This is a genomic window from Pseudomonas sp. Irchel 3E13, assembly GCF_900187455.1.
Taxonomy (GTDB): domain Bacteria; phylum Pseudomonadota; class Gammaproteobacteria; order Pseudomonadales; family Pseudomonadaceae; genus Aquipseudomonas.
This window is the reverse complement of record NZ_FYDX01000018.1, coordinates 122,019-139,710: the sequence shown is the minus strand read 5'-3', so window position 1 is coordinate 139,710 and position 17,692 is coordinate 122,019. Positions and strand designations below refer to the sequence as shown.

The following is a 17,692-nucleotide window of genomic DNA, read 5'->3' as shown; positions in this document are numbered from 1 at the left end:
GGAGAACCGGTCGAAAAAGCTCTCCGTACATGATTTTTCGGTCACTTTTCGTCCAATAACGCTGTAGGTGCCTGGAAAATTGCAACTTGCCGCGGCTGCACGACAAGTTGATCGGAGCATCCTTAACAGTTAACAGGAAGTCTGTTGTCATCACATAAGGCAGTGTTGTTCTAGGGTATCTTGGATAGCGTACATCGATCGCCGACGCTATCGCTTGCGCACGCCCTGTGGGTAGTAAAGGGTATTGCTCCCGGATATCCACGACGTCTTCAGAAAATTCACACACAAGGAAGTAGGAACGCTCGAGATCTGACAGGAGGTGATGAATCCTCTCGATCTTCACACCTTGAATCTTGTGCGAACGACCTATCGACGGGACATCTTGTACCCGCAGCCAAGGCACGTAGCTTGCCCCGGCGCCTTCGCCAAATCCATTTGCGATGTGCCGTTCAATGTCCTGCTGTGATGCAAATTTACGACCTCGCAACCCACGCCTCCTCAGTCGATGCGGACCGCTTCACCTCGCGTCGAGAAAAAGTCGTAGAAGGACACGACCGCCAAAGCGGCCGCATTCAAAACATTTTCCAGACTACACCCGCTGAAAGTTGAAGCGATGATTCCAGACCAAAGGGAAAGCCTGGAAAGGAAAACCCCCGTAGATACGGGGGTTTGAGCCTTGTGTCAATCTATGTTCATGCGTGTCAAACTTTATTGTTTTGTGTCAATCTTTATTGTTGAAAACCAACACCGCCGGCAAGTGGCCGTACCTGGAAGACTTGACCGCCGATTTCCTCTATCTGCGCCTGCATGGCGATGCCGAGCTGTACGCCAGTGGCTACACCGAATCCGCGCTGGAACGCTGGGCTCAGCGCATCCGTACCTGGAGCCGCGGCCAGCAGCCCGCTGATGCCCAACTGGCCGGGGGGCGCAAGGACGCGGTGAAAGGCGCCAAGGATGTCTATTGCTACTTCGACAACGACCTCAAGGTCCGCGCGCCCTTTGATGCGCGTGATTTGTTGGAGCGGCTGAAGCTTGCGGGTGGGCTGGAGACGGTGCCGGGGGAAGTCTGGGAGGTTTGAGAGAGGGGCGGCGTGCGGGCCTCATCGCGAGCAAGCTCGCTCCTACAGGGGTCGGTGTCGTGGTGACGGTACTGTAGGAGCGGCGCTCGATCGCAGGGCCGGCTCAAGGCGAAATCGGGTCGCTCGCCGGAAATGTCTCTTCCAGTGCGTTATCCACATTGGATTCGTTCGGCTGTTCCGGCTTGCCGTCGCCACAATGGCATTCGCCCATGCTGCACGGCTCTTCGTGGACATGGCCGCCGGCGCAGGCCTCGCAGCAATAGGCCTGGCCATCGCGGACCACGGCATTGGCGTCCACTTCACAGGTGCAGCCAGGACAGGCGCAGTGATGATCGGACATGGTCATTTCCTCCTCGCTCATTGTTCTTCGTCGTCGCCTTCGACAGGCGAGACACGGTCGGTCCAGGGTTTGCCATCCAGCGGCGCCGAGCGGGCCAGTTCGGCCTCATCAAGGCCAAGACCACCGCCAATCTCCGCGCCATCGACGCGACGCAATTCCTGGTCCGCAGGGCCATCGCCACCGCGCTCGAACGCATCACGGGCGCCGGTCTGGTCATACAGCGTGTCGGGGCTAAGGTCGTCGTAGTTGACGTTGTCTTCGTGCTGGCTTTCGGTGAGGGTCTCTCCGCCGCTCATGCCGCTGCGCTCGACGCGCTCACGGGGAAATTCCTCGTCCACCTCGCGGCCCGGACGGGCATCCCCGGCACGGCCCTGGCGCTCGTCGTTGCGGTCGCTGAAGTCCAGTTCGCGCATTTCACCCATGCGGTCCTGGATATCGTCGATTTCCTGGGCCTGATGTGGCGTGGCTTCTGCGGGTTTATCGCTCTTCTCGATCATGACTGCCTCGGTGTCAGATGGGCTCTCATGGAGTCGACTCCCCCACCGCGCCAATGATTCAGACTTTCCGCCATCCGGTCGGCGGCAGGCGGATTGAACTCCTGTCGCCAGCGCCCGCTCCCACTTGAAAGGACGCAGATTCCTCTCGCCATCGATCGGAGCCCGCCATGGCCAAGCCCAAGCCCTTGCAGGAGTACCAGCGCAAGCGCGACTTCGCCGCCAGCCCCGAGCCGGCCGGCAAGCAGGCCCGCGGCAAACCGGCGCGGGCGTTGCAGTTCTGCATCCAGAAACACGATGCCAGCCACCTGCACTACGACTTCCGCCTGGAGCTGGATGGCACCCTGAAAAGCTGGGCAATTCCCAAGGGCCCGTCGCTCGATCCGAGCGTGAAACGCCTCGCCGTACACGTCGAAGACCACCCGCTGGACTACGCCAGTTTCGAGGGCCACATCCCCGAAGGCCATTACGGCGCCGGCGACGTGATCGTCTGGGATCGCGGCGTCTGGATTCCCGAAGGCGACCCGCGGCAGGACTACGCCCGCGGCCGCCTGCATTTCGAATTGCAGGGCGAAAAACTCGGCGGTCGCTGGGCGTTGTTTCGTACCCACCTCGCGGGCAAGAAAGAACAGTGGCTGTTGGTGAAATCCGCCGACAAACTCGCCCGCGACGCCAGCGACTACGACATCCTCGACGCCGCGCCGGACAGCGTCATCAGCGACCGCAGCCTGCCCTCGACGACGAAACCCGCCACTGCGAAAAAGACCGCCCGCCCCGCTAAAAAAGCCGCCGCGCAAAGCGCCCTCCCCGCGCAGATCAAGCCACAACTGGCGACCCTGGTAGACGCCGCGCCGGACGGCGACTGGCTCTACGAAATCAAGTTCGACGGCTACCGCATCCTCGCCCGCATCGACGCCGGCGAGGTGAGCCTGTTCACCCGCAATGGCCATGACTGGACGTCGAAAATGCCCCATCAGGTCGCCGCGTTGAAGAAGCTCAAAATCCGTTCGGCCTGGCTTGACGGCGAGATGGTCGTCGCCGACGAAAACGGCGTGGCGGATTTCCAGGCCCTGCAAAACGCCTTCGATACCGAGCGCGACGAGCCCATCACCTACTACCTGTTCGACCTGCTGTTTCTCGACGGCCACGACCTGCGCCAATCCCCGCTGCAAGAGCGCCGCGCGGCGCTGGAGAAACTGCTGGCCAAGGCGCCCGACGCCCTGCGCTACTCGGCGGCGTTCGCCGAGCCGGTGGATTCGCTGCTGGAAAGCGCCTGCCAGTTGAACCTCGAAGGGCTGATCGGCAAGCGCCTGGACAGCCTCTACGTCGAGCGCCGCAGCAGCGACTGGATCAAGCTCAAATGCAAGAAGCGCCAGGAATTCGTGGTGCTCGGCTACACCGATCCGAAAGGCAGCCGCAGTGCCTTCGGCGCCTTGTTGCTCGGCCTGCACGACGACGGCGAATTGCGCTACGCGGGCAAGGTCGGCACCGGCTTCAGCACCGCGACCCTGAACAGCCTGCTGCAACGCCTGAGCCCGCTGGAAGTCGAGCGCCCGCCGCTGGCGAAACCGCCCACCGGCGCCGAGGTGCGCGGCGTGCACTGGCTGAAACCGAAGCTGCTGGCGGAAGTCAGTTTTGCCCAGATGACCCGCGACGGCATCGTCCGCCACGCCGTGTTCCACGGCCTGCGCGACGACAAACCGGCCAACGGCATCAACCTGGAGCGCGCCATGCCCGCGAAAAAAAGCGCCAGCCTGCACCTGACCCACCCCGAGCGCATCATCGACGCCAGCAGCGGCACCACCAAACTCAAGGTGGCGGAGTATTACGCGCAGGTCTCGGAACTGATCCTCCCGCACCTCAAGGACCGCCCGGTCGCGCTGGTGCGGGCGCCGGACGGCCTGAGCGGCGAGCTGTTCTTCCAGAAGCACGTCGCCCACCTTGATCTGCCAGGGGTCAAAAGCTACGACAAGGACCAGGCCGGCCAGGCGGCGATGGTCATCAATCGCCAGGACACCCTGCTCGGCGCCGTGCAGATGAACATGCTCGAACTGCACACCTGGAACGCCACCGACAGCCAGTTCGAGCGGCCCGACCGCTTCATTCTCGACCTCGACCCGGATCCCGCGCTGCCGTGGAAAGCCATGGTCGAAGCCACCACCCTGACCCTCACCCTGCTGGATGAACTGGGCCTGCGCGCCTTTCTCAAGACCAGCGGCGGCAAGGGCATTCACGTGGTCGTGCCGTTGGTGCGACGGGCCGGCTGGGACGAGGTGAAGGACTTCAGCCACGCCCTCGTCAATCACCTGGCCGGGCTGTTTCCCGAGCGCCTGTCAGCGGTGTCGGGGCCGAAGAACCGGGTCGGACGGATCTTCATCGACTACCTGCGCAACGGCAAAGGCGCCACCACCGCCTGCGCCTGGTCGCTGCGAGCGCGGGAAGGCATGCCGGTGTCGGTGCCGATCTGGCGCGAGGAACTGGGCGAGATCAAAGGCGCCAACCAGTGGAACCTCGCCAACATCCACGAACGCCTCGCCGAGGGCAACGACCCGTGGCAGGACTACGCCGGCATCCGCCAATCCATCAGCGCCAGCATGCGCAAGCGAATGGGTGGCAAATAATGGACTGGATCGATCTGCTGCAATGGCCGGCAATGCTGGCCACGGTGCTGGCGGCCTGGTGGATCGCCTCGCAGCGACCCGGCCGGCGGCGTATCGGCTTCATCTGTTTTATTGCGAGCAACCTGCTCTGGGCCGTGTGGGGCTGGCACACCCAGGCCTGGGCGTTGATCGTGCTGCAGGCGTGCCTGTTCGCCATGAACCTGCGCGGCCTGCGCAAGAACGACACGCCCGCCACCGCACGTGCCAAGGAGTCAACCTCATGAGCATCATTCAGGATTTCGATCTGGGCAGCCTCGACACCCTGCTGCGCAGCTTCACCGAGCGACCGCAGGCGCTGCACCTGGATACCCAGTTGCCGCTGGTGATGCAATCGCTGCAGCGGGACCACCTCGACCTGCTGCCCTTGCCCGGCCAGGGCCACACCCTGCAACGCTGGCAGACCCTGGCGCGGGTCGCCGGCTGCGACCTGGCCCTGGCCAAGCTCTATGAGGGCCACACCGACGCCTTGGCGATCCTCGCCGAGTGCGGCGCCAGCCACCGGGTCGGACCGGGCATCTGGGGCGTGTGGGCCGCCGAGCCGCCAGACGCGCGCACGCGCATTGTCGAACGCGACGGCGAGCGGGTGATCCTCGAAGGTCGCAAGGCCTGGTGCTCCGGCGCCCTGCAAATCGACAACGCCCTGGTCACCGCCTGGGATGCCGACGAGCAGCCGCAACTGGTGGCCATCGAGTTGTCGCACCCGAGCCAGCGGATCATCGCCGAGGGTTGGCAGGCGGTGGGCATGGCCACCACCACCAGCGTGCTGCTGGAATTCGACCGTTCCCCGGCGGTGGCCATCGGCTCGCCGGGGCAGTACCTGTCGCGGCCCGGTTTCTGGCAGGGCGGCGGCGGCATCGCGGCGTGCTGGTACGGCGCCGCCGAAGCGCTGGCCGACTACCTGCGCGAACACTGCCGCAAGCCGCGCCCGGCCCCGCACGCCGAAGCCCACCTCGGCGCGGTGGACGCCGCGCTGTGCGGCGCCCGCGCCACCTTGCGCGAGTGCGCCGCGTGGATCGACGAGCACCCCGGCGGCAACGCCGAACTGCCGGTGCGCCGTGCGCGGGCGCAGGTGGAAAAGGCGGTCAATCAGGTGATCGAGCATGTCGGCCGCGCCCTCGGCGCAACGCCTTACTGCCACAACAGCCACTTCGCCCGGCTCAGCGCCGACTTGCCGGTGTTCCTGCGCCAGAGCCACGCCGAGCGCGACCTCGCGGCATTGGGCCGGCAACTGGCGCAGTTCCCGGCCGGAGCGTGGCAGCTATGAGCCGCGAACTGTTCGAGCGGCCGGCCACCCTGCCCGCCGACTGGCAGCATTCGGCGCACCTGGCCCGAGCGACCTGGATCGAGCCCGAGCAACTCTGTCCGCCCGGCCAACGCCTGGTGGTGGTGGCGCCGCACCCGGACGACGAGATCCTCGCCTGCGGCGGCCTGCTCGCCAGCCTGCGCGGGCGTGAGCAGGACCTGCTGCTGATCTCGGTCACCGATGGCGAGGGCAGCCACCCCGGCTCCACCCACTGGACCGAACACCGCCTGCGCCGCCAACGTCCACAGGAAAGCCGCCATGCATTGCAACGCCTCGGCCTCGACGTGCAGGCCTTGGCCTGGCAGCGCCTGAACCTGAAAGACAGCGCCGTGGCGCGGGATGAAGCCTACCTGGTCAATCACCTGAGCCAGCTTCTCCAGCCGGGTGACCAAGTGCTCTGCACCTGGCGCGGTGACGGCCATTGCGACCACGAAGCGGTGGGCCGCGCCTGTGCCCAGGCGGCTCAGGCCAAGGGCGTCCAATTGCTGGAAGTGCCGGTGTGGGCCTGGTACTGGGCCGAGCCCGAGGACAGCCGACTGCCGTGGGAACGGGCCTGCAAACTGCGCCTCGGCAGCGATGCACTGCAACGCAAGCAGCACGCCATCGCCGCGCATGTCAGCCAGATGGAAACCGATGAGGGCCGTCCGCCGGTGCTGCCGGCGGCGACCCTCGAATGCCTGATGCAACCTTTCGAACTGGTGTTCCGATGAGTGTCGATGCGCAGTATTTTGCCGGGCTGTTCGCCGCCAGCGACGACCCGTGGGCGTTCCGCACTCGCTGGTACGAACGGCGCAAGCGCGAGCTGATCATGGCCAGCCTGCCGCGGCAGTTTCACGAGCGGATCTTCGAACCGGCCTGCGCCAACGGTGAACTCAGCGCCGCCCTTGCCGAGCGTTGCTCCGAACTGCTGTGTCACGACCTCGACCCCACAGCCGTGACGCTGGCGCGAGAGCGCCTGGCCCCGCTTCCGCATGCGCGGGTCGAACAGGGCCGGCTGCCCGGCGACTGGCCGGGTGGCAGTTTCGACCTCATCGTTCTCAGCGAGATCGGCTACTACCTCGATCCCGGCCAGTGGCTGCAGGTGATCGAACAGTCGGTCGCCAGCCTGACCGAAGACGGCGGCCTGCTCGCCTGCCACTGGCTGCACCCGATCGACGGCTGCCCGCAGCAGGGCCGTGAGGTTCATGCGCTGCTGGAGCAACGGCTGCCGCTGTACCGCGTAGTGCGCCATGAAGAAGCGGACTTTTTGCTGGAGTACTGGAGCTGCCAGCCCAGCGTAATCGACCTGGACGAGACCTGCCCATGATTGCCGTGATCATCCCCGCGCATAACGAAGCCGACGCCCTGCCGCGCTGCCTGAGCGCGGTGCAACTGGCAGCCCGCGCTGCAGAAGGGGCCGGACACCGGGTGGAAATCCTCGTGGTCCTCGACCGCTGCGACGACGACAGCGCCCGCATCGCTGCGGCACATGGCGTGGGCACGCTGGAAGTGAATGTGCGCAATGTCGGCCAGGCGCGGCGGGCCGGGGCAGCGCTGATGCTGGAACGCGGCGCGCACTGGCTGGCCTGCACCGACGCCGACAGTTGCGTGCCGCCGGACTGGCTGCTGTGCCAACTGGACTGCGCCGCGGACGCGGTGTGCGGCACGGTGCACGTCGAGCAGTGGCAACCGCAACAGAATGCGGCGTTCCAGGCGCTGTACCTGAGCCGTTATCAGGCGCGGGAAGATCACCGGCATATCCACGGCGCCAACCTCGGCATCTGCGCCCGCGCGTACCAGCGCGTGGGCGGGTTCCCGCCGTTGGCGTTGAACGAGGATGTGGAACTGGTCAACGCCCTGATGGCCAGCGGCGCCCATATCGTCTGGACCGCGCGTAACAGCGTCAGCACCAGCAGCCGGCTGGACAGCCGGGCGCGGGGTGGGTTTGGGGATTATTTGAAATCGTTGGGGGGGTGACGCAACACCTTGGCTTGACGCGCAACCCTGTAGGAGCGGCTGTTAGCCGCGATGGGCCGCATAGCGGCCCCAGAACCATCCAGCGCCTTGCTTCTGGCAGGTCTGGGTCTCACATTCAAGCCTGCTCAAGGTCGAAAGAAATACCGGATGCACACCGCTAACTCGTGCGGGATGGTTTTGGGGCCGCTGTGCGGCCCATCGCGGCTAACGGCCGCTCCTACAGAATGGCAAGCGGCCGACGATTTGCGAGAGGTTCAAATCCCCATGCAGCAATAACGCCTCTCACGAAGCCTTGCGCCCCGTCCTCTTGCTCGCCGGCGCCTTCTTCTTCGGCTCCGCCACCTTGCCACCCTTCCCGCCCAGGCTGCGTTTCAACAGCTCGGTCAGATCGATGATATCGGCGCCCTTGCCGCCGCCGCTTTCCTCGCCCTGTTCCACCACCGAAATCTTGCCCTTGCTGGCCTTCTCCTCCACCAGATCCATGATGGTCTGGCGAAACACGTTCTGGTATTCATCCGGCGTCCAGCTACCGCTCATGTCTTCCACCAGGCGCTTGGCCATCTGCAACTCGCTCTTGTTGACCTTGGCCGTGGTCACACTGCTGTCGAGCTCCAGACTGTCGATGCCGCGCACCTCATCCGGCCAACGCAAGGTGATCAGCACCAGCGCATCCTCCAGCGGCCGCACCATCGCCAGATGCTGCTGGGTGTGCAGCACCAAAGTGGCGAGCGCCACTTTGCCGGTGCTTTCGAGGGTGTCGCGCAGCAACGCATAGACCTTGCCGCCGCGCTTGTCCGGGGCCAGGTAATACGGCGTGTCGAACTGCTGCAAGGGGATTTCCTGCGCGGCCACGAACGAGAAAATATCGATGGTCTGGGTCGCCTCGGGCCGGGCCTTGCGAATCTCGTCTTCGCTGATCACCACATAGCGGCCTTTCTCGTACTCAACGGCCTTGACGATATCTTCCTTGCTGACCTCGTTGCCGGTGACCTTGTTGATCCGCTTGTAGCCCACCGGGTCCATGCTGCGCTGGTCCAGCCAGTCGAAATCGACCCGCTGGCTGCGCGTCGCCGACGCCAGCGCAACAGGGATATGCACCAGGCCGAAACTGATCGCGCCTTTCCAGATTGCTCGTGCCATAACGCGCTCCTAAGAGTGGGTGATCCCAAGCCGGCGATAGCGCACGGCACCGCAGCGCTCACAGCACTGGCAATCCATTTGCTCGACGTCACTGCTCGACATCGAACGCCACTGGCAACCACGCAACAGGCAGATGAAGGTCATCGGCCACCTCCCGGGTACCCGTGAATCGGGCTCTTACAGGTAGTGACTCGCGGGAAGTGGAAAAGGTTTAGCCGGGATGTGTAAACGACCGGTCGGTTGTCACCGGGCCTACCAAACCTGCGAACTGTCCCGGCGCTCCGACCTTCGCGGACGGCACGCCGAGGCTGCGCGGCTCAAGACTGCCAGTTGGCAGCGATCACTAAATCAAGGGCGGCATGCTGGGACTGGCTCAACGAAGTCTGCCCAGCCGGCGGCGGAGCGAAGGCGGACATGGCGTCCACAAGATTTTGCACCTGCGCCTCCAGTAGCACATCGCCGCTGGCCGTCACGAACGACTCGACGCGGTTGGCGCTGCCCTGATACCAGTCCTTGACCGTGATTTTGTCAGTAGTGCCAACAATACTGATCTCCAGGTTCTGGGTACCACTGACCGACTTGAACCACAACTGATCACGGGCGATCCCGTCCATGAAGCGAAGCAGGTCGGCATTGCCCGCCGTCACGCCATTCTCAACCACCGTATCGCTGCCATACGACCTGCCAAACAAATAGGTATCGTGACCTTCACCGCCCACCAGCACATCAGCTCCCGCGCCACCGTCCAGAAAATCGTTGCCCGCCCCGCCAGTGAGAGTGTTAGCCGCGCTATTTCCCGTCAGCCGGTTGTCTGACGCGTTACCAGTGCCGTTAAGCGCGGTGCTACCCAGGAGCGTAAGGTGCTCCAGGTTATTGCCCAGGGTCAGCGAAACGCTCGACTCGACGGTGTCGATACCCTCGTTGACGTTTTCCACTACCACGTCGGTGGCTCGCTCAACCACATAGGTATCGTCACCAAGCCCGCCCTGTAGGGTGTCGGCACCCGCCCTGCCGTCCAGGCGGTCGTTCCCCCCACCGCCAATCAATATGTTGGCAGCGCTGTTGCCCGTTAGCACGTTATCGAGCTCATTGCCGGTGCCGTTCAACGCAGAGTTGCCGAGCAGCAAAAGATTTTCCACGTTAGCCTTGAGTGTCAGGGAGATGGAGCTTTCGACCATGTCGATGCCCTCGCCCAGGTTTTCCTGTACGGAGTCACCGGCATTGTCCACGACATAGGTGTCGTTGCCAGTACCACCAATAAGCGTATCGGCTCCAGCCGCTCCGTCGAGGCGATCGTCACCGCTACCGCCTTCTAGGCGGTCGCTGCCGCTGCCGGCAGTGATCCGGTCATTGCCCGCACCACCGAGCAGGGTCTGGTTATAGGCCGCAGTAACACCGACCATCACGTCGTCGCCGTCGGTGCCGAGCTGCAACATTAGTGCGGTGTTCAGTGAAGCACTGGTCCAAAGCGTGCCATCGGCGAACTCGATACGCTCCACTTGATAACGGCTACTGGCCTCTAAGAACCAGTCGAGCATCGTCACCCGGTCCTGACCATTGGCATGGCTCAGCACCAGGCTGGTACCCGAGCGGCTGGTGGTGATATCGGATGCGGCGATACCGACTCCGAAACTCAAGGCGTCGGTTCCCGAGAAGGTCCAGTTGTCATCGGAGATCACATCCTGGCCATCGCCCAGATTGAACACGTACCGGTCGGAACCCTGACCACCATTCAGACGATCATTGCCGCGTCCGCCTTCTAGCCGGTCGTTGCCCTCTCCACCGGTCAACGTGTCATTCCCACCGTTGCCCAGCAGCACCTGACTGAACCCAGCGGCAAGGCCGGTGATGATATCGTCGCCCTCACCACCGCTTTGCTGAAGGAACGGCGCCGTCACCTGGGCGCTGGTCCACAGGGTGCCATCAGCGAACTCTATACGCTCCAGTTGATAGCGGGTGCCAGGGTCATAGAACCAGTTAAGGATCGTCACCCGGTCCTGACCATTGGCATGGCTCAGTACCAGGCTGGTGCCCGAGCGGCTGGTAGTGATATCGGATGCGACGATGCCGACTCCGAAACTCAAGACATCGGTTCCCGAGAAGGTCCAGTTGTCATCGGAGATCACATCCTGGCCATCGCCCAGGTTGAACACGTACCGGTCGGAACCCTGACCACCATTCAGACGATCATTGCCGCGCCCGCCTTCTAGGCGGTCGTTGCCCTCTCCACCGGTCAACGTGTCATTCCCACCGTTGCCCAGCAGCACCTGACTGAACCCAGCGGCAAGTCCGGTGATGACATCGTCGCCCTCACTACCGCTTTGTTGAAGGAACGGAGCCGTCACCTGGGCGCTGGTCCACAGGGTGCCGTCAGCGAACTCTATACGTTCCAGTTGATAGCGGCTGCCGGGGTCGCCGAACCAGTTAAGGACCGTCACCCGGTCCTGGTCGTTGCTATGGCTCAGCACCAGACTGGTACCCGAGCGGCTGATTGTGATATCGGATGCGGCGATACCAACCCCGAAATTCAAGACATCGGTTCCCGAGAAGATCCAGTTGTCATCGGAGATCACATCCTGACCATCGCCCAGGTTGAACACGTACCGGTCGGAACCCTGACCGCCGTTCAGCCGGTCATTGCCCACCCCACCAATGAGCACATCATTGCCTTCTCCCGCATTAAGGACATCGTTACCCAGACCACCTTCGAGCATGTCGTTGCCGCTGCCTGAAGTGATGGTGTCGTTCCCACCCAGGCCTGACATCATCTGGTTGCCAGAGTTGGCACCTACCAGAATGTCATCGACCTCCGTCCCCATCGAAGTCATCAAAGGCGCGGTCATCTGGTCGCCGGTCAGGACGGTTCCGTTCGCGAACTCGAACCGTTCCAGTTTGTAACGGCCACCCGCCTCGTAGAACCAGCTTAGGATTGTCACCTGATCCTGGCCATTGGAGTGGCTCAGAACCAGGCTTGTGCCCGAACGGCTGGCGGTGATATCCGACACTGCGATGCCGGTTCCAAAGGCCAATACATCGATATCCGAGGAGAGCAAATGGCTATCGAAGATCACATCCTGGCCGTCCCCCAGGTTAAAGACGTACCGGTCGGCCCCTTGACCACCATTCAGACGGTCGTTGCCCCTCCCACCTTCCAACCTGTCATTTCCATCGCCGCCTGTAAGCGTGTCATTGCCACCATTGCCCAATAGCGCCTGGTTGAAAGATGCGGAAAGTCCGTTGATGACGTCGTCGCCTTCAGTGCCGCTTTGTTGAAGGAATGGCGCCGTCACTTGGGCTCGGGTCCAAAGGGTGCCATCAGTGAACTCGATACGCTCCAGTTGATAGGCACCGTTGGAGGCGTAAAACCAGTCGAGGATGGTCACCCGATCCTGACCGTTGGCGTGGTTGAGGACCAGGTGGGTGCCCGAACGGCTGACGGTAACGTCGGAGGCGGCGATACCAGCTCCGAAGCTCAACACATCGGTGCCCGAGGAGATCCAATTGTCATCGAAGATCACATCCTGTCCATCGCCAAAGTTGAACACGTACCGGTCGTCACCTCGACCGCCGTTCAAGCGATCATTGCCACGCCCGCCGATCAGCACATCGTTGCCATCACCAGCGCTCAACACATCATTGCCGAGTCCCCCCTCAAGCATGTCGCTACCACTACCCGAAGTGATGGTGTCGTTGCCCCCCAAGCCCAACATAGTCTGGTTGCCGGAGTTGGCCCCCTCCAGGGTGTCATCCGCGTCCGTTCCCATCGTGGTCATCAACGCCGTGGTCATCTGATCGCCAGTAATGACAGTGCCGTCCGCAAACTCGAACTTTTCCAGCTTGTAACGACCACCGGCCTGGTAGAACCAGTCGATAATCGTCACCCGATCCTGGCCGTTGGCATGACTGAGAACCAAGTGAGTGCCCGAGCGGCTGGCAGTGATATCGGACGCAGCGACACTGGCTCCGAAGCTCAACACATCAGTGTCTGAGGAAATCCAGTTGTCATCGAAGATCACATCCTGGCCATCGCCCAGGTTGAACACGTACCGGTCAGAACCCTGACCACCATTCAAGCGGTCATTACCCCGCCCGCCTTCCAGCCTGTCACCGCCATCGCCGCCAGTCAGAGTATCGTTGCCGCCATTGCCCACCAGCGATTGCCCGATGCTCACATCCACCGCCGTTAGTATGTCGTCGCCTTCCGTCCCCACGGGGTTGAGCAAGGCACTGCTCAGTTGCGCGCCGGTCCAAAGGGTTCCGTCGGCGAACTCAATGCGCTCGATCTGATAGCGCGGGCCGGTCTGGTTGAACCAGCCCAGCACGGTGATCTGGTCGAGACCGTTGGCATGGCGCAGTAAGAGGTTGGCACCCTGGGTACTGACGCTGATGTCGGAAGCAAGGACTCCTTCCCCAAAGCGCACCACGTCAATATCGCCAATGACCGTGGAGTTCTCCAGAATGACATCCTTGCCATCGCCAAGATTGAACAGGTAGGTATCCGAACCACTGCCCCCTTCGAGGCGATCATTGCCGCTGCCACCGACGAGTACATCGTTGCCCTGCGCTGCGTACAAGATATCGTTGCCCGTACCACTGCTAAGAGTGTCGGCCCCCGAGTAACCATACAGCGTGTCATTGCCGTCAGTGCTGAGCGCAACGGCGGCCATGATCTGCTGCGGCGTCCAGACCGTGCCGTCGTTGAAACGGACTTGCTCAATCTGATAGAAATTGACGCCGTCGTTGATGAAGAAATTGACGACCGTAACTTTATCCGTGCTGCCCGCCAGCGACAGTACCAAGTTGTCACCCGCCCGACTGGCACGCACATCAGCGGTCGCAACAGTGGCATCGAACACGATGACGTCCTGCTTGCCACTGCTACTATCGAAGTTGTTGAGCGTATCCTGCCCCCAACCACGGCTGAAGTGATAGGTATCGGAGCCCGCATCACCGCTCAGATAGTCATTCCCGCTGCCTCCGTCCAAGGCATCATTGCCGGCATCCCCGTACAGGGTGTCGTTGCCCGACAAACCAACCAGGACGTTCGCCTGCACATCCCCATAAAGCTCATCGTTACCGCCTCCGCCCAGCGTATGCCCTAGATTCCCTAACAATTGATCGAAACCTTGCCCCGCAGGATCAGCGGTTTTGCGCAGACTGCTCAGCATTACCTGGTTCCAAACGCCGGGTGCTACGTCAAGTGCGTGCGCGAACGCCAGCAACTGATCTTTGCCGGCAACCGGATCGGCGTTGTAGGACGCTCTGAAGGTTTGCACCAGCGCAGCCACATCGAATGAGTATTGATTGCCGTCGAAGGTCCACAGCAGCCCCGCGACCAACGGCTGGTAGTGAGTCTGCAACATCAACTCCGCAGCAATGGAGTCGGACAAAACCGCGTAAGCCTGCATCAATTTGGCGGCTGCATTAGGCCCGGGATTGCCAGTGCCGACGTTGGTGCCCGAGGACTGAATGAACGATGATCCAAGGAAAGCCTCAAGCGCGTAGATTTTCCGGCCATCGTCGATGTAGCCGCCCCGGCTGCTGCTGCCGTATTGGCTGGCACCACTCCAGGCGAAAATGATCTTGTCCACCAACGTCTGTCGGGCCGTGGCGTTGGTCTCACCCGCGAAAGCCTCAACCAGCTCCTTCAATGTGCCGCTGCCGTCGCGGGCCATCGCTTGGTGCAGACTCGCCACATTGCCAGAGCCCTCAGCGTTAGGCAGCGCCTGTACTTCAGCCCTCAGAGTCACGAGATTGAGGTCGACGGTCCTAGCGTTGTCCACGCTGAACCAGACATCTTTCACATCGTGCACAGCGCCTTGGCTGTTGGTGTACGAACCGGCCTGGCGAATTTCGTTACCGTGCACATCGACCTGGGTCTGGTTGATATACGCAGTGCCAATACTGGCAACGTTGGCCTGGTCGAGGGTAAGCAGTTCTCCCTCGCCGAGCCTAGCGTTGCTGTCACTGTCCTTCCAGATGCGCAACTGGGCAAAAGCGCCATCGGAAGAATCGACCTTGCCATCCTGGTTGCTGTCCAGTTGCGCGAGTGCGGCAAAGCCGTTGGCCGCCTTCTGACCATTGGCCAACACCGTGTGGTTGCCGAACAGTTCGCTGCCGTCGTCAATCCGACCATTGCCGTTGCGATCCCATACCAGCACACCGTCATCCGCACCGACCCAGCCGGTTTGCTCGGCGAAACCGGTGCCGTCATGGTCGAAGTAGATATTGGAGCTCTTGCCGAGGGTTTCGACACCATCGCCATCTAGGTCGAGGATCAAGGGCGAAACCGTTTCGTTGGCTTTGTCGAACAACTGCTTGGTCCAAAACAACCTTTCGAAATTGGCGATGGGCAGTATTTTCCCTTCATAGCCCGCTGGGTTAATTCCACCAGCACCCATGGCGCCCCAGACAAAGTCCACACAACTATTGTTTAACCAATTGTAGTTTTTCACATCAAAACCGTACGCGGCGGGATCGTTGACAAACTTCTTCACTGCCGCGTACTGCGCATCAGAGATTTCTATCGTCTGCGAGTAAGCCACATACTCGTACGTCGAGTTATCTAAATGCGTGATATTTCCAGGGCCTACGGGCGTACCTGATGTTTCCGGCCCAAAACCGTAGGTCCCGGTCTCACCGGCGCCATTCTTCAAGTCGAACCACATATGTCCGCCAAATGAGTTCCCACCATTGGTCAATGATGCTCCAGGCAAGGTGACCTTAACAGTTACGCTAGGCATCGGCAGGACTCTCTACAGTCAAGTAACGGTTAATCATCCAGAATCTAATGAAATACTGTCGACAGGTCATCCCGATATCGCGACCAGGAATCTTTCGAGTGCAAAAAAAAATAGATAGAAAAGAACTTGCGTCAATGTACACCCCGCCAACACGTACACACTGCCAAGCAGCGTCGCTGCAAGCGGTGATACTTTGGGGCGCCGTTTAAACTTTCGACCCGCGAATACAATGGCAATGAGCGCTCCTGGCAATGAAGCCATATGCAAAACGCCAACCATCCCGTCCTGATGCTCGGAACGCCAGTTGATCTGTAAGACTAGAATAAATTCGATGGCCAGTGCTACACCCAGGCCGACAAGGAAGCCTTTGCCTGGTGAAAGCCAAATTGTAATCAGCAGGGCAACCGCAGGAACTGCAAGGTAATAATAAAGCCCCGCATACATTGCATCGCCATATATCATAACTAGCGACGGAACAATCAATGAAATCAAACAAAACCAGACAATATCGTTTCGACACAACTGAGTCATAATCTTCTCCGCACTCAACTAAACCTCAGCGCTCCGACAAACTTTCGCCCACAAGACGTTCAAGCGGACTAAGAAAACAATCAATAACCTTGCGCTTGTCGGTTTTAATTTCAGCGCGCACCGCCATTCCCGCAGATAACGGAAACTGCGTGCCTCCGACCTGCACGCGGTCCTCCTTCAAATGAATAAGAACGCTATAAAGCGGACCGCGCTTTTCATCTTCGATGGCATCTCCGGAAATACTATGAACAACGCCATGGACAACGCCGTACTTAGTGAATGTAAACGTTTCGACCTTGATTTCCACGGCTTGCCCAGGGCGAACAAAACCGATGTCTTTGTTTTCAAGCATGGCCTCCACTTCCACCGGCTGGTTGGCCGGAACGATGGCAAGCAGCGGCTGGGCCTCAGTAACGACCCCACCCTCGGTGTGAATGGCCAATTGCTGCACTGTGCCATCCACAGGAGCAACCAGCCGGGTCAGACGATTGCGCTGTTCGGCTTTGTGTAACTCCTGGGTCAGCGACGCAACCCGCTGGTCCGCCTCATGCAACAGATCAAGGGCAGTGCGCCGGGCCTGTGCCAAAACGCTGACCTGCCGGCGCTCCAGCTCCTTTTTCGAAGCCAACAATTCCACCACGCGGGCCTGCTGCATCTGCAGATCCCGCTCCTGGTTCAGCCGTGATTGCTCCTTCTCCAGCCAGAAGTGCTTGCCAATGATTGCTTTGTCCAGCAAGCGCCGGTAATCCGCCGAGAGTTGGCGGGCAATAGGCAAGGTTTCCTTCAACGATGCGACATTGATCCGGGCTGCCTGGATTTCAGCCATCTGTTGCTCGATCTGGGCCTCCCCCTGATCGAGAGTGGCACGCATTTCCTGGTACTGACTCTGCACCCAGCGTTGTGCGGCAACCTGCCGCGCGGGCGCCGCCTCGGGGATCAAGCCGACGAGCGAGGCAGGCTCACGATTGTTGTCGATCGCCTGCAGAAACACCGCCGCCCGGGCGCTATCGATCTGGGCGGCAAGCAAATCGCTGTCAATCCGCTCGACATCGGCCCCGGTGATTTGCCCATCCAGCTCAACCAGCACCTCACCGGCACGCACCTGCTGACCGTCGCGAACATGAATCGCTTTGACCACGGCGACATCGCTGGGCTGGATGATTTTGGTTTTGCCGCTGGGAATGATCTTGCCGCTGGCCGTCGCCACTACGTCGATCTCTCCGACACAAGCCCAGAGCAGTGCCAAGACACTGAACAGCATTATGGTCCAGAGGATGTAACGCGGTGCCGGGTGCACCGGCTGCTCTTGTAGCGCCAGCGCCGCCGGCAGGAACTGCACCTCGTGGGAGAGGCGCGGCGACGCAGCCATGGCTTTGCGGTTGGCCCATGCGTGACGCCAGACCGCGCGGTAACGCTCCAGCAACGACAGGTCGGCAGCCATCGGCT

13 protein-coding genes and 2 pseudogenes are annotated in these 17,692 nt (G+C 61.4%); 7 read left to right on the top strand and 8 right to left on the bottom strand.

Translation table 11 applies throughout. From position 1 onward, the window contains the following. A pseudogene (locus CKW37_RS27120) lies at positions 1–487 on the bottom strand (TnsA endonuclease N-terminal domain-containing protein); the annotation flags it as partial. A gap of 244 nt (positions 488–731) precedes the next feature. On the opposite strand from CKW37_RS27120, the pseudogene CKW37_RS27115 reads away from it, so the two are divergent. After that, positions 732–1,079 (top strand): annotated as a pseudogene (locus CKW37_RS27115) (DUF72 domain-containing protein); the annotation flags it as partial. A 103-nt stretch (positions 1,080–1,182) separates the two neighbouring features. Here the strand turns inward: CKW37_RS27115 and CKW37_RS27110 are convergent. Both CKW37_RS27110 and CKW37_RS27105 read right to left on the bottom strand, forming a co-directional pair. After that, positions 1,183–1,419, bottom strand: a complete 237-nt coding sequence (locus tag CKW37_RS27110; RefSeq protein WP_095159269.1) for a metallothionein — start codon at positions 1,417–1,419, stop codon at positions 1,183–1,185. A gap of 17 nt (positions 1,420–1,436) precedes the next feature. After that, on the bottom strand, positions 1,437–1,916 hold the full coding sequence (locus CKW37_RS27105) for a phosphotransferase system, HPr-related protein (RefSeq protein WP_095159262.1): 480 nt from the start codon (positions 1,914–1,916) through the stop codon (positions 1,437–1,439). A 167-nt stretch (positions 1,917–2,083) separates the two neighbouring features. Between CKW37_RS27105 and ligD the strand changes: the two genes are divergently transcribed. The 6 genes from ligD to CKW37_RS27075 are packed head-to-tail and all read left to right on the top strand — an operon-like array spanning position 2,084 to position 7,832. Next, complete coding sequence (gene ligD / locus CKW37_RS27100) at positions 2,084–4,534, top strand: DNA ligase D (RefSeq protein ID WP_095159261.1); 2,451 nt, start codon at positions 2,084–2,086, stop codon at positions 4,532–4,534. Next, positions 4,534–4,797: a hypothetical protein gene (locus CKW37_RS27095; protein WP_095159260.1), complete on the top strand. Its 264-nt coding sequence runs from the start codon at positions 4,534–4,536 to the stop codon at positions 4,795–4,797. Before ligD ends, CKW37_RS27095 begins: the two co-directional genes overlap by 1 nt. After that, positions 4,794–5,837 carry an acyl-CoA dehydrogenase gene (locus tag CKW37_RS27090; RefSeq protein ID WP_095159259.1) on the top strand — a complete coding sequence of 348 codons (1,044 nt, stop codon included), beginning with the start codon at positions 4,794–4,796 and terminating at the stop codon, positions 5,835–5,837. The genes CKW37_RS27095 and CKW37_RS27090 overlap by 4 nt, the downstream gene beginning before the upstream one ends. After that, the gene (locus tag CKW37_RS27085; RefSeq protein ID WP_095159258.1) at positions 5,834–6,586 is read left to right on the top strand and encodes a PIG-L deacetylase family protein; all 753 of its coding nucleotides are present in this window, start codon (positions 5,834–5,836) and stop codon (positions 6,584–6,586) included. Before CKW37_RS27090 ends, CKW37_RS27085 begins: the two co-directional genes overlap by 4 nt. Continuing rightward, complete coding sequence (locus tag CKW37_RS27080; RefSeq protein WP_095159257.1) at positions 6,583–7,182, top strand: bifunctional 2-polyprenyl-6-hydroxyphenol methylase/3-demethylubiquinol 3-O-methyltransferase UbiG; 600 nt, start codon at positions 6,583–6,585, stop codon at positions 7,180–7,182. The genes CKW37_RS27085 and CKW37_RS27080 overlap by 4 nt, the downstream gene beginning before the upstream one ends. Continuing rightward, entirely contained in the window at positions 7,179–7,832 is a 654-nt protein-coding gene (locus CKW37_RS27075) for a glycosyltransferase family 2 protein (RefSeq protein WP_095159256.1), read from the top strand. Before CKW37_RS27080 ends, CKW37_RS27075 begins: the two co-directional genes overlap by 4 nt. 282 nt (positions 7,833–8,114) lie before the next feature. Here the strand turns inward: CKW37_RS27075 and CKW37_RS27070 are convergent, their stop codons facing one another. From CKW37_RS27070 to CKW37_RS27055, 5 genes are all read right to left on the bottom strand, one after another. Beyond that, positions 8,115–8,972, bottom strand: a complete 858-nt coding sequence (locus CKW37_RS27070) for a Ku protein (protein WP_095159255.1) — start codon at positions 8,970–8,972, stop codon at positions 8,115–8,117. A 9-nt stretch (positions 8,973–8,981) separates the two neighbouring features. Continuing rightward, positions 8,982–9,116: a PSPA7_2676 family Cys-rich small protein gene (locus tag CKW37_RS33455; protein ID WP_256680117.1), complete on the bottom strand. Its 135-nt coding sequence runs from the start codon at positions 9,114–9,116 to the stop codon at positions 8,982–8,984. 173 nt (positions 9,117–9,289) lie between these two features. After that, complete coding sequence (locus CKW37_RS27065; protein ID WP_159985328.1) at positions 9,290–15,640, bottom strand: calcium-binding protein; 6,351 nt, start codon at positions 15,638–15,640, stop codon at positions 9,290–9,292. 141 nt (positions 15,641–15,781) lie between these two features. Next, the gene (locus CKW37_RS27060) at positions 15,782–16,246 is read right to left on the bottom strand and encodes a hypothetical protein (RefSeq protein WP_143502147.1); all 465 of its coding nucleotides are present in this window, start codon (positions 16,244–16,246) and stop codon (positions 15,782–15,784) included. Positions 16,247–16,271: 25 nt separating this feature from the next. Continuing rightward, positions 16,272–17,687 carry an HlyD family type I secretion periplasmic adaptor subunit gene (locus CKW37_RS27055; protein WP_095159268.1) on the bottom strand — a complete coding sequence of 472 codons (1,416 nt, stop codon included), beginning with the start codon at positions 17,685–17,687 and terminating at the stop codon, positions 16,272–16,274. Positions 17,688–17,692: the final 5 nt, after the last annotated feature.

What these genes read in the sequence shown, in the direction of transcription:
- CKW37_RS27060 (WP_143502147.1), bottom strand. Translation starts at nt 16,246, where the DNA reads ATGACTCAGTTGTGTCGAAACGATATTGTCTGGTTTTGTTTGATTTCA.
- CKW37_RS27070 (WP_095159255.1), bottom strand. Translation starts at nt 8,972, where the DNA reads ATGGCACGAGCAATCTGGAAAGGCGCGATCAGTTTCGGCCTGGTGCAT.
- CKW37_RS27105 (WP_095159262.1), bottom strand. Translation starts at nt 1,916, where the DNA reads ATGATCGAGAAGAGCGATAAACCCGCAGAAGCCACGCCACATCAGGCC.
- CKW37_RS27055 (WP_095159268.1), bottom strand. Translation starts at nt 17,687, where the DNA reads ATGGCTGCCGACCTGTCGTTGCTGGAGCGTTACCGCGCGGTCTGGCGT.
- CKW37_RS33455 (WP_256680117.1), bottom strand. Translation starts at nt 9,116, where the DNA reads ATGACCTTCATCTGCCTGTTGCGTGGTTGCCAGTGGCGTTCGATGTCG.
- CKW37_RS27110 (WP_095159269.1), bottom strand. Translation starts at nt 1,419, where the DNA reads ATGTCCGATCATCACTGCGCCTGTCCTGGCTGCACCTGTGAAGTGGAC.
- CKW37_RS27090 (WP_095159259.1), top strand. Translation starts at nt 4,794, where the DNA reads ATGAGCATCATTCAGGATTTCGATCTGGGCAGCCTCGACACCCTGCTG.
- CKW37_RS27080 (WP_095159257.1), top strand. Translation starts at nt 6,583, where the DNA reads ATGAGTGTCGATGCGCAGTATTTTGCCGGGCTGTTCGCCGCCAGCGAC.
- ligD (WP_095159261.1), top strand. Translation starts at nt 2,084, where the DNA reads ATGGCCAAGCCCAAGCCCTTGCAGGAGTACCAGCGCAAGCGCGACTTC.
- CKW37_RS27085 (WP_095159258.1), top strand. Translation starts at nt 5,834, where the DNA reads ATGAGCCGCGAACTGTTCGAGCGGCCGGCCACCCTGCCCGCCGACTGG.
- CKW37_RS27075 (WP_095159256.1), top strand. Translation starts at nt 7,179, where the DNA reads ATGATTGCCGTGATCATCCCCGCGCATAACGAAGCCGACGCCCTGCCG.
- CKW37_RS27065 (WP_159985328.1), bottom strand. Translation starts at nt 15,640, where the DNA reads ATGTGGTTCGACTTGAAGAATGGCGCCGGTGAGACCGGGACCTACGGT.
- CKW37_RS27095 (WP_095159260.1), top strand. Translation starts at nt 4,534, where the DNA reads ATGGACTGGATCGATCTGCTGCAATGGCCGGCAATGCTGGCCACGGTG.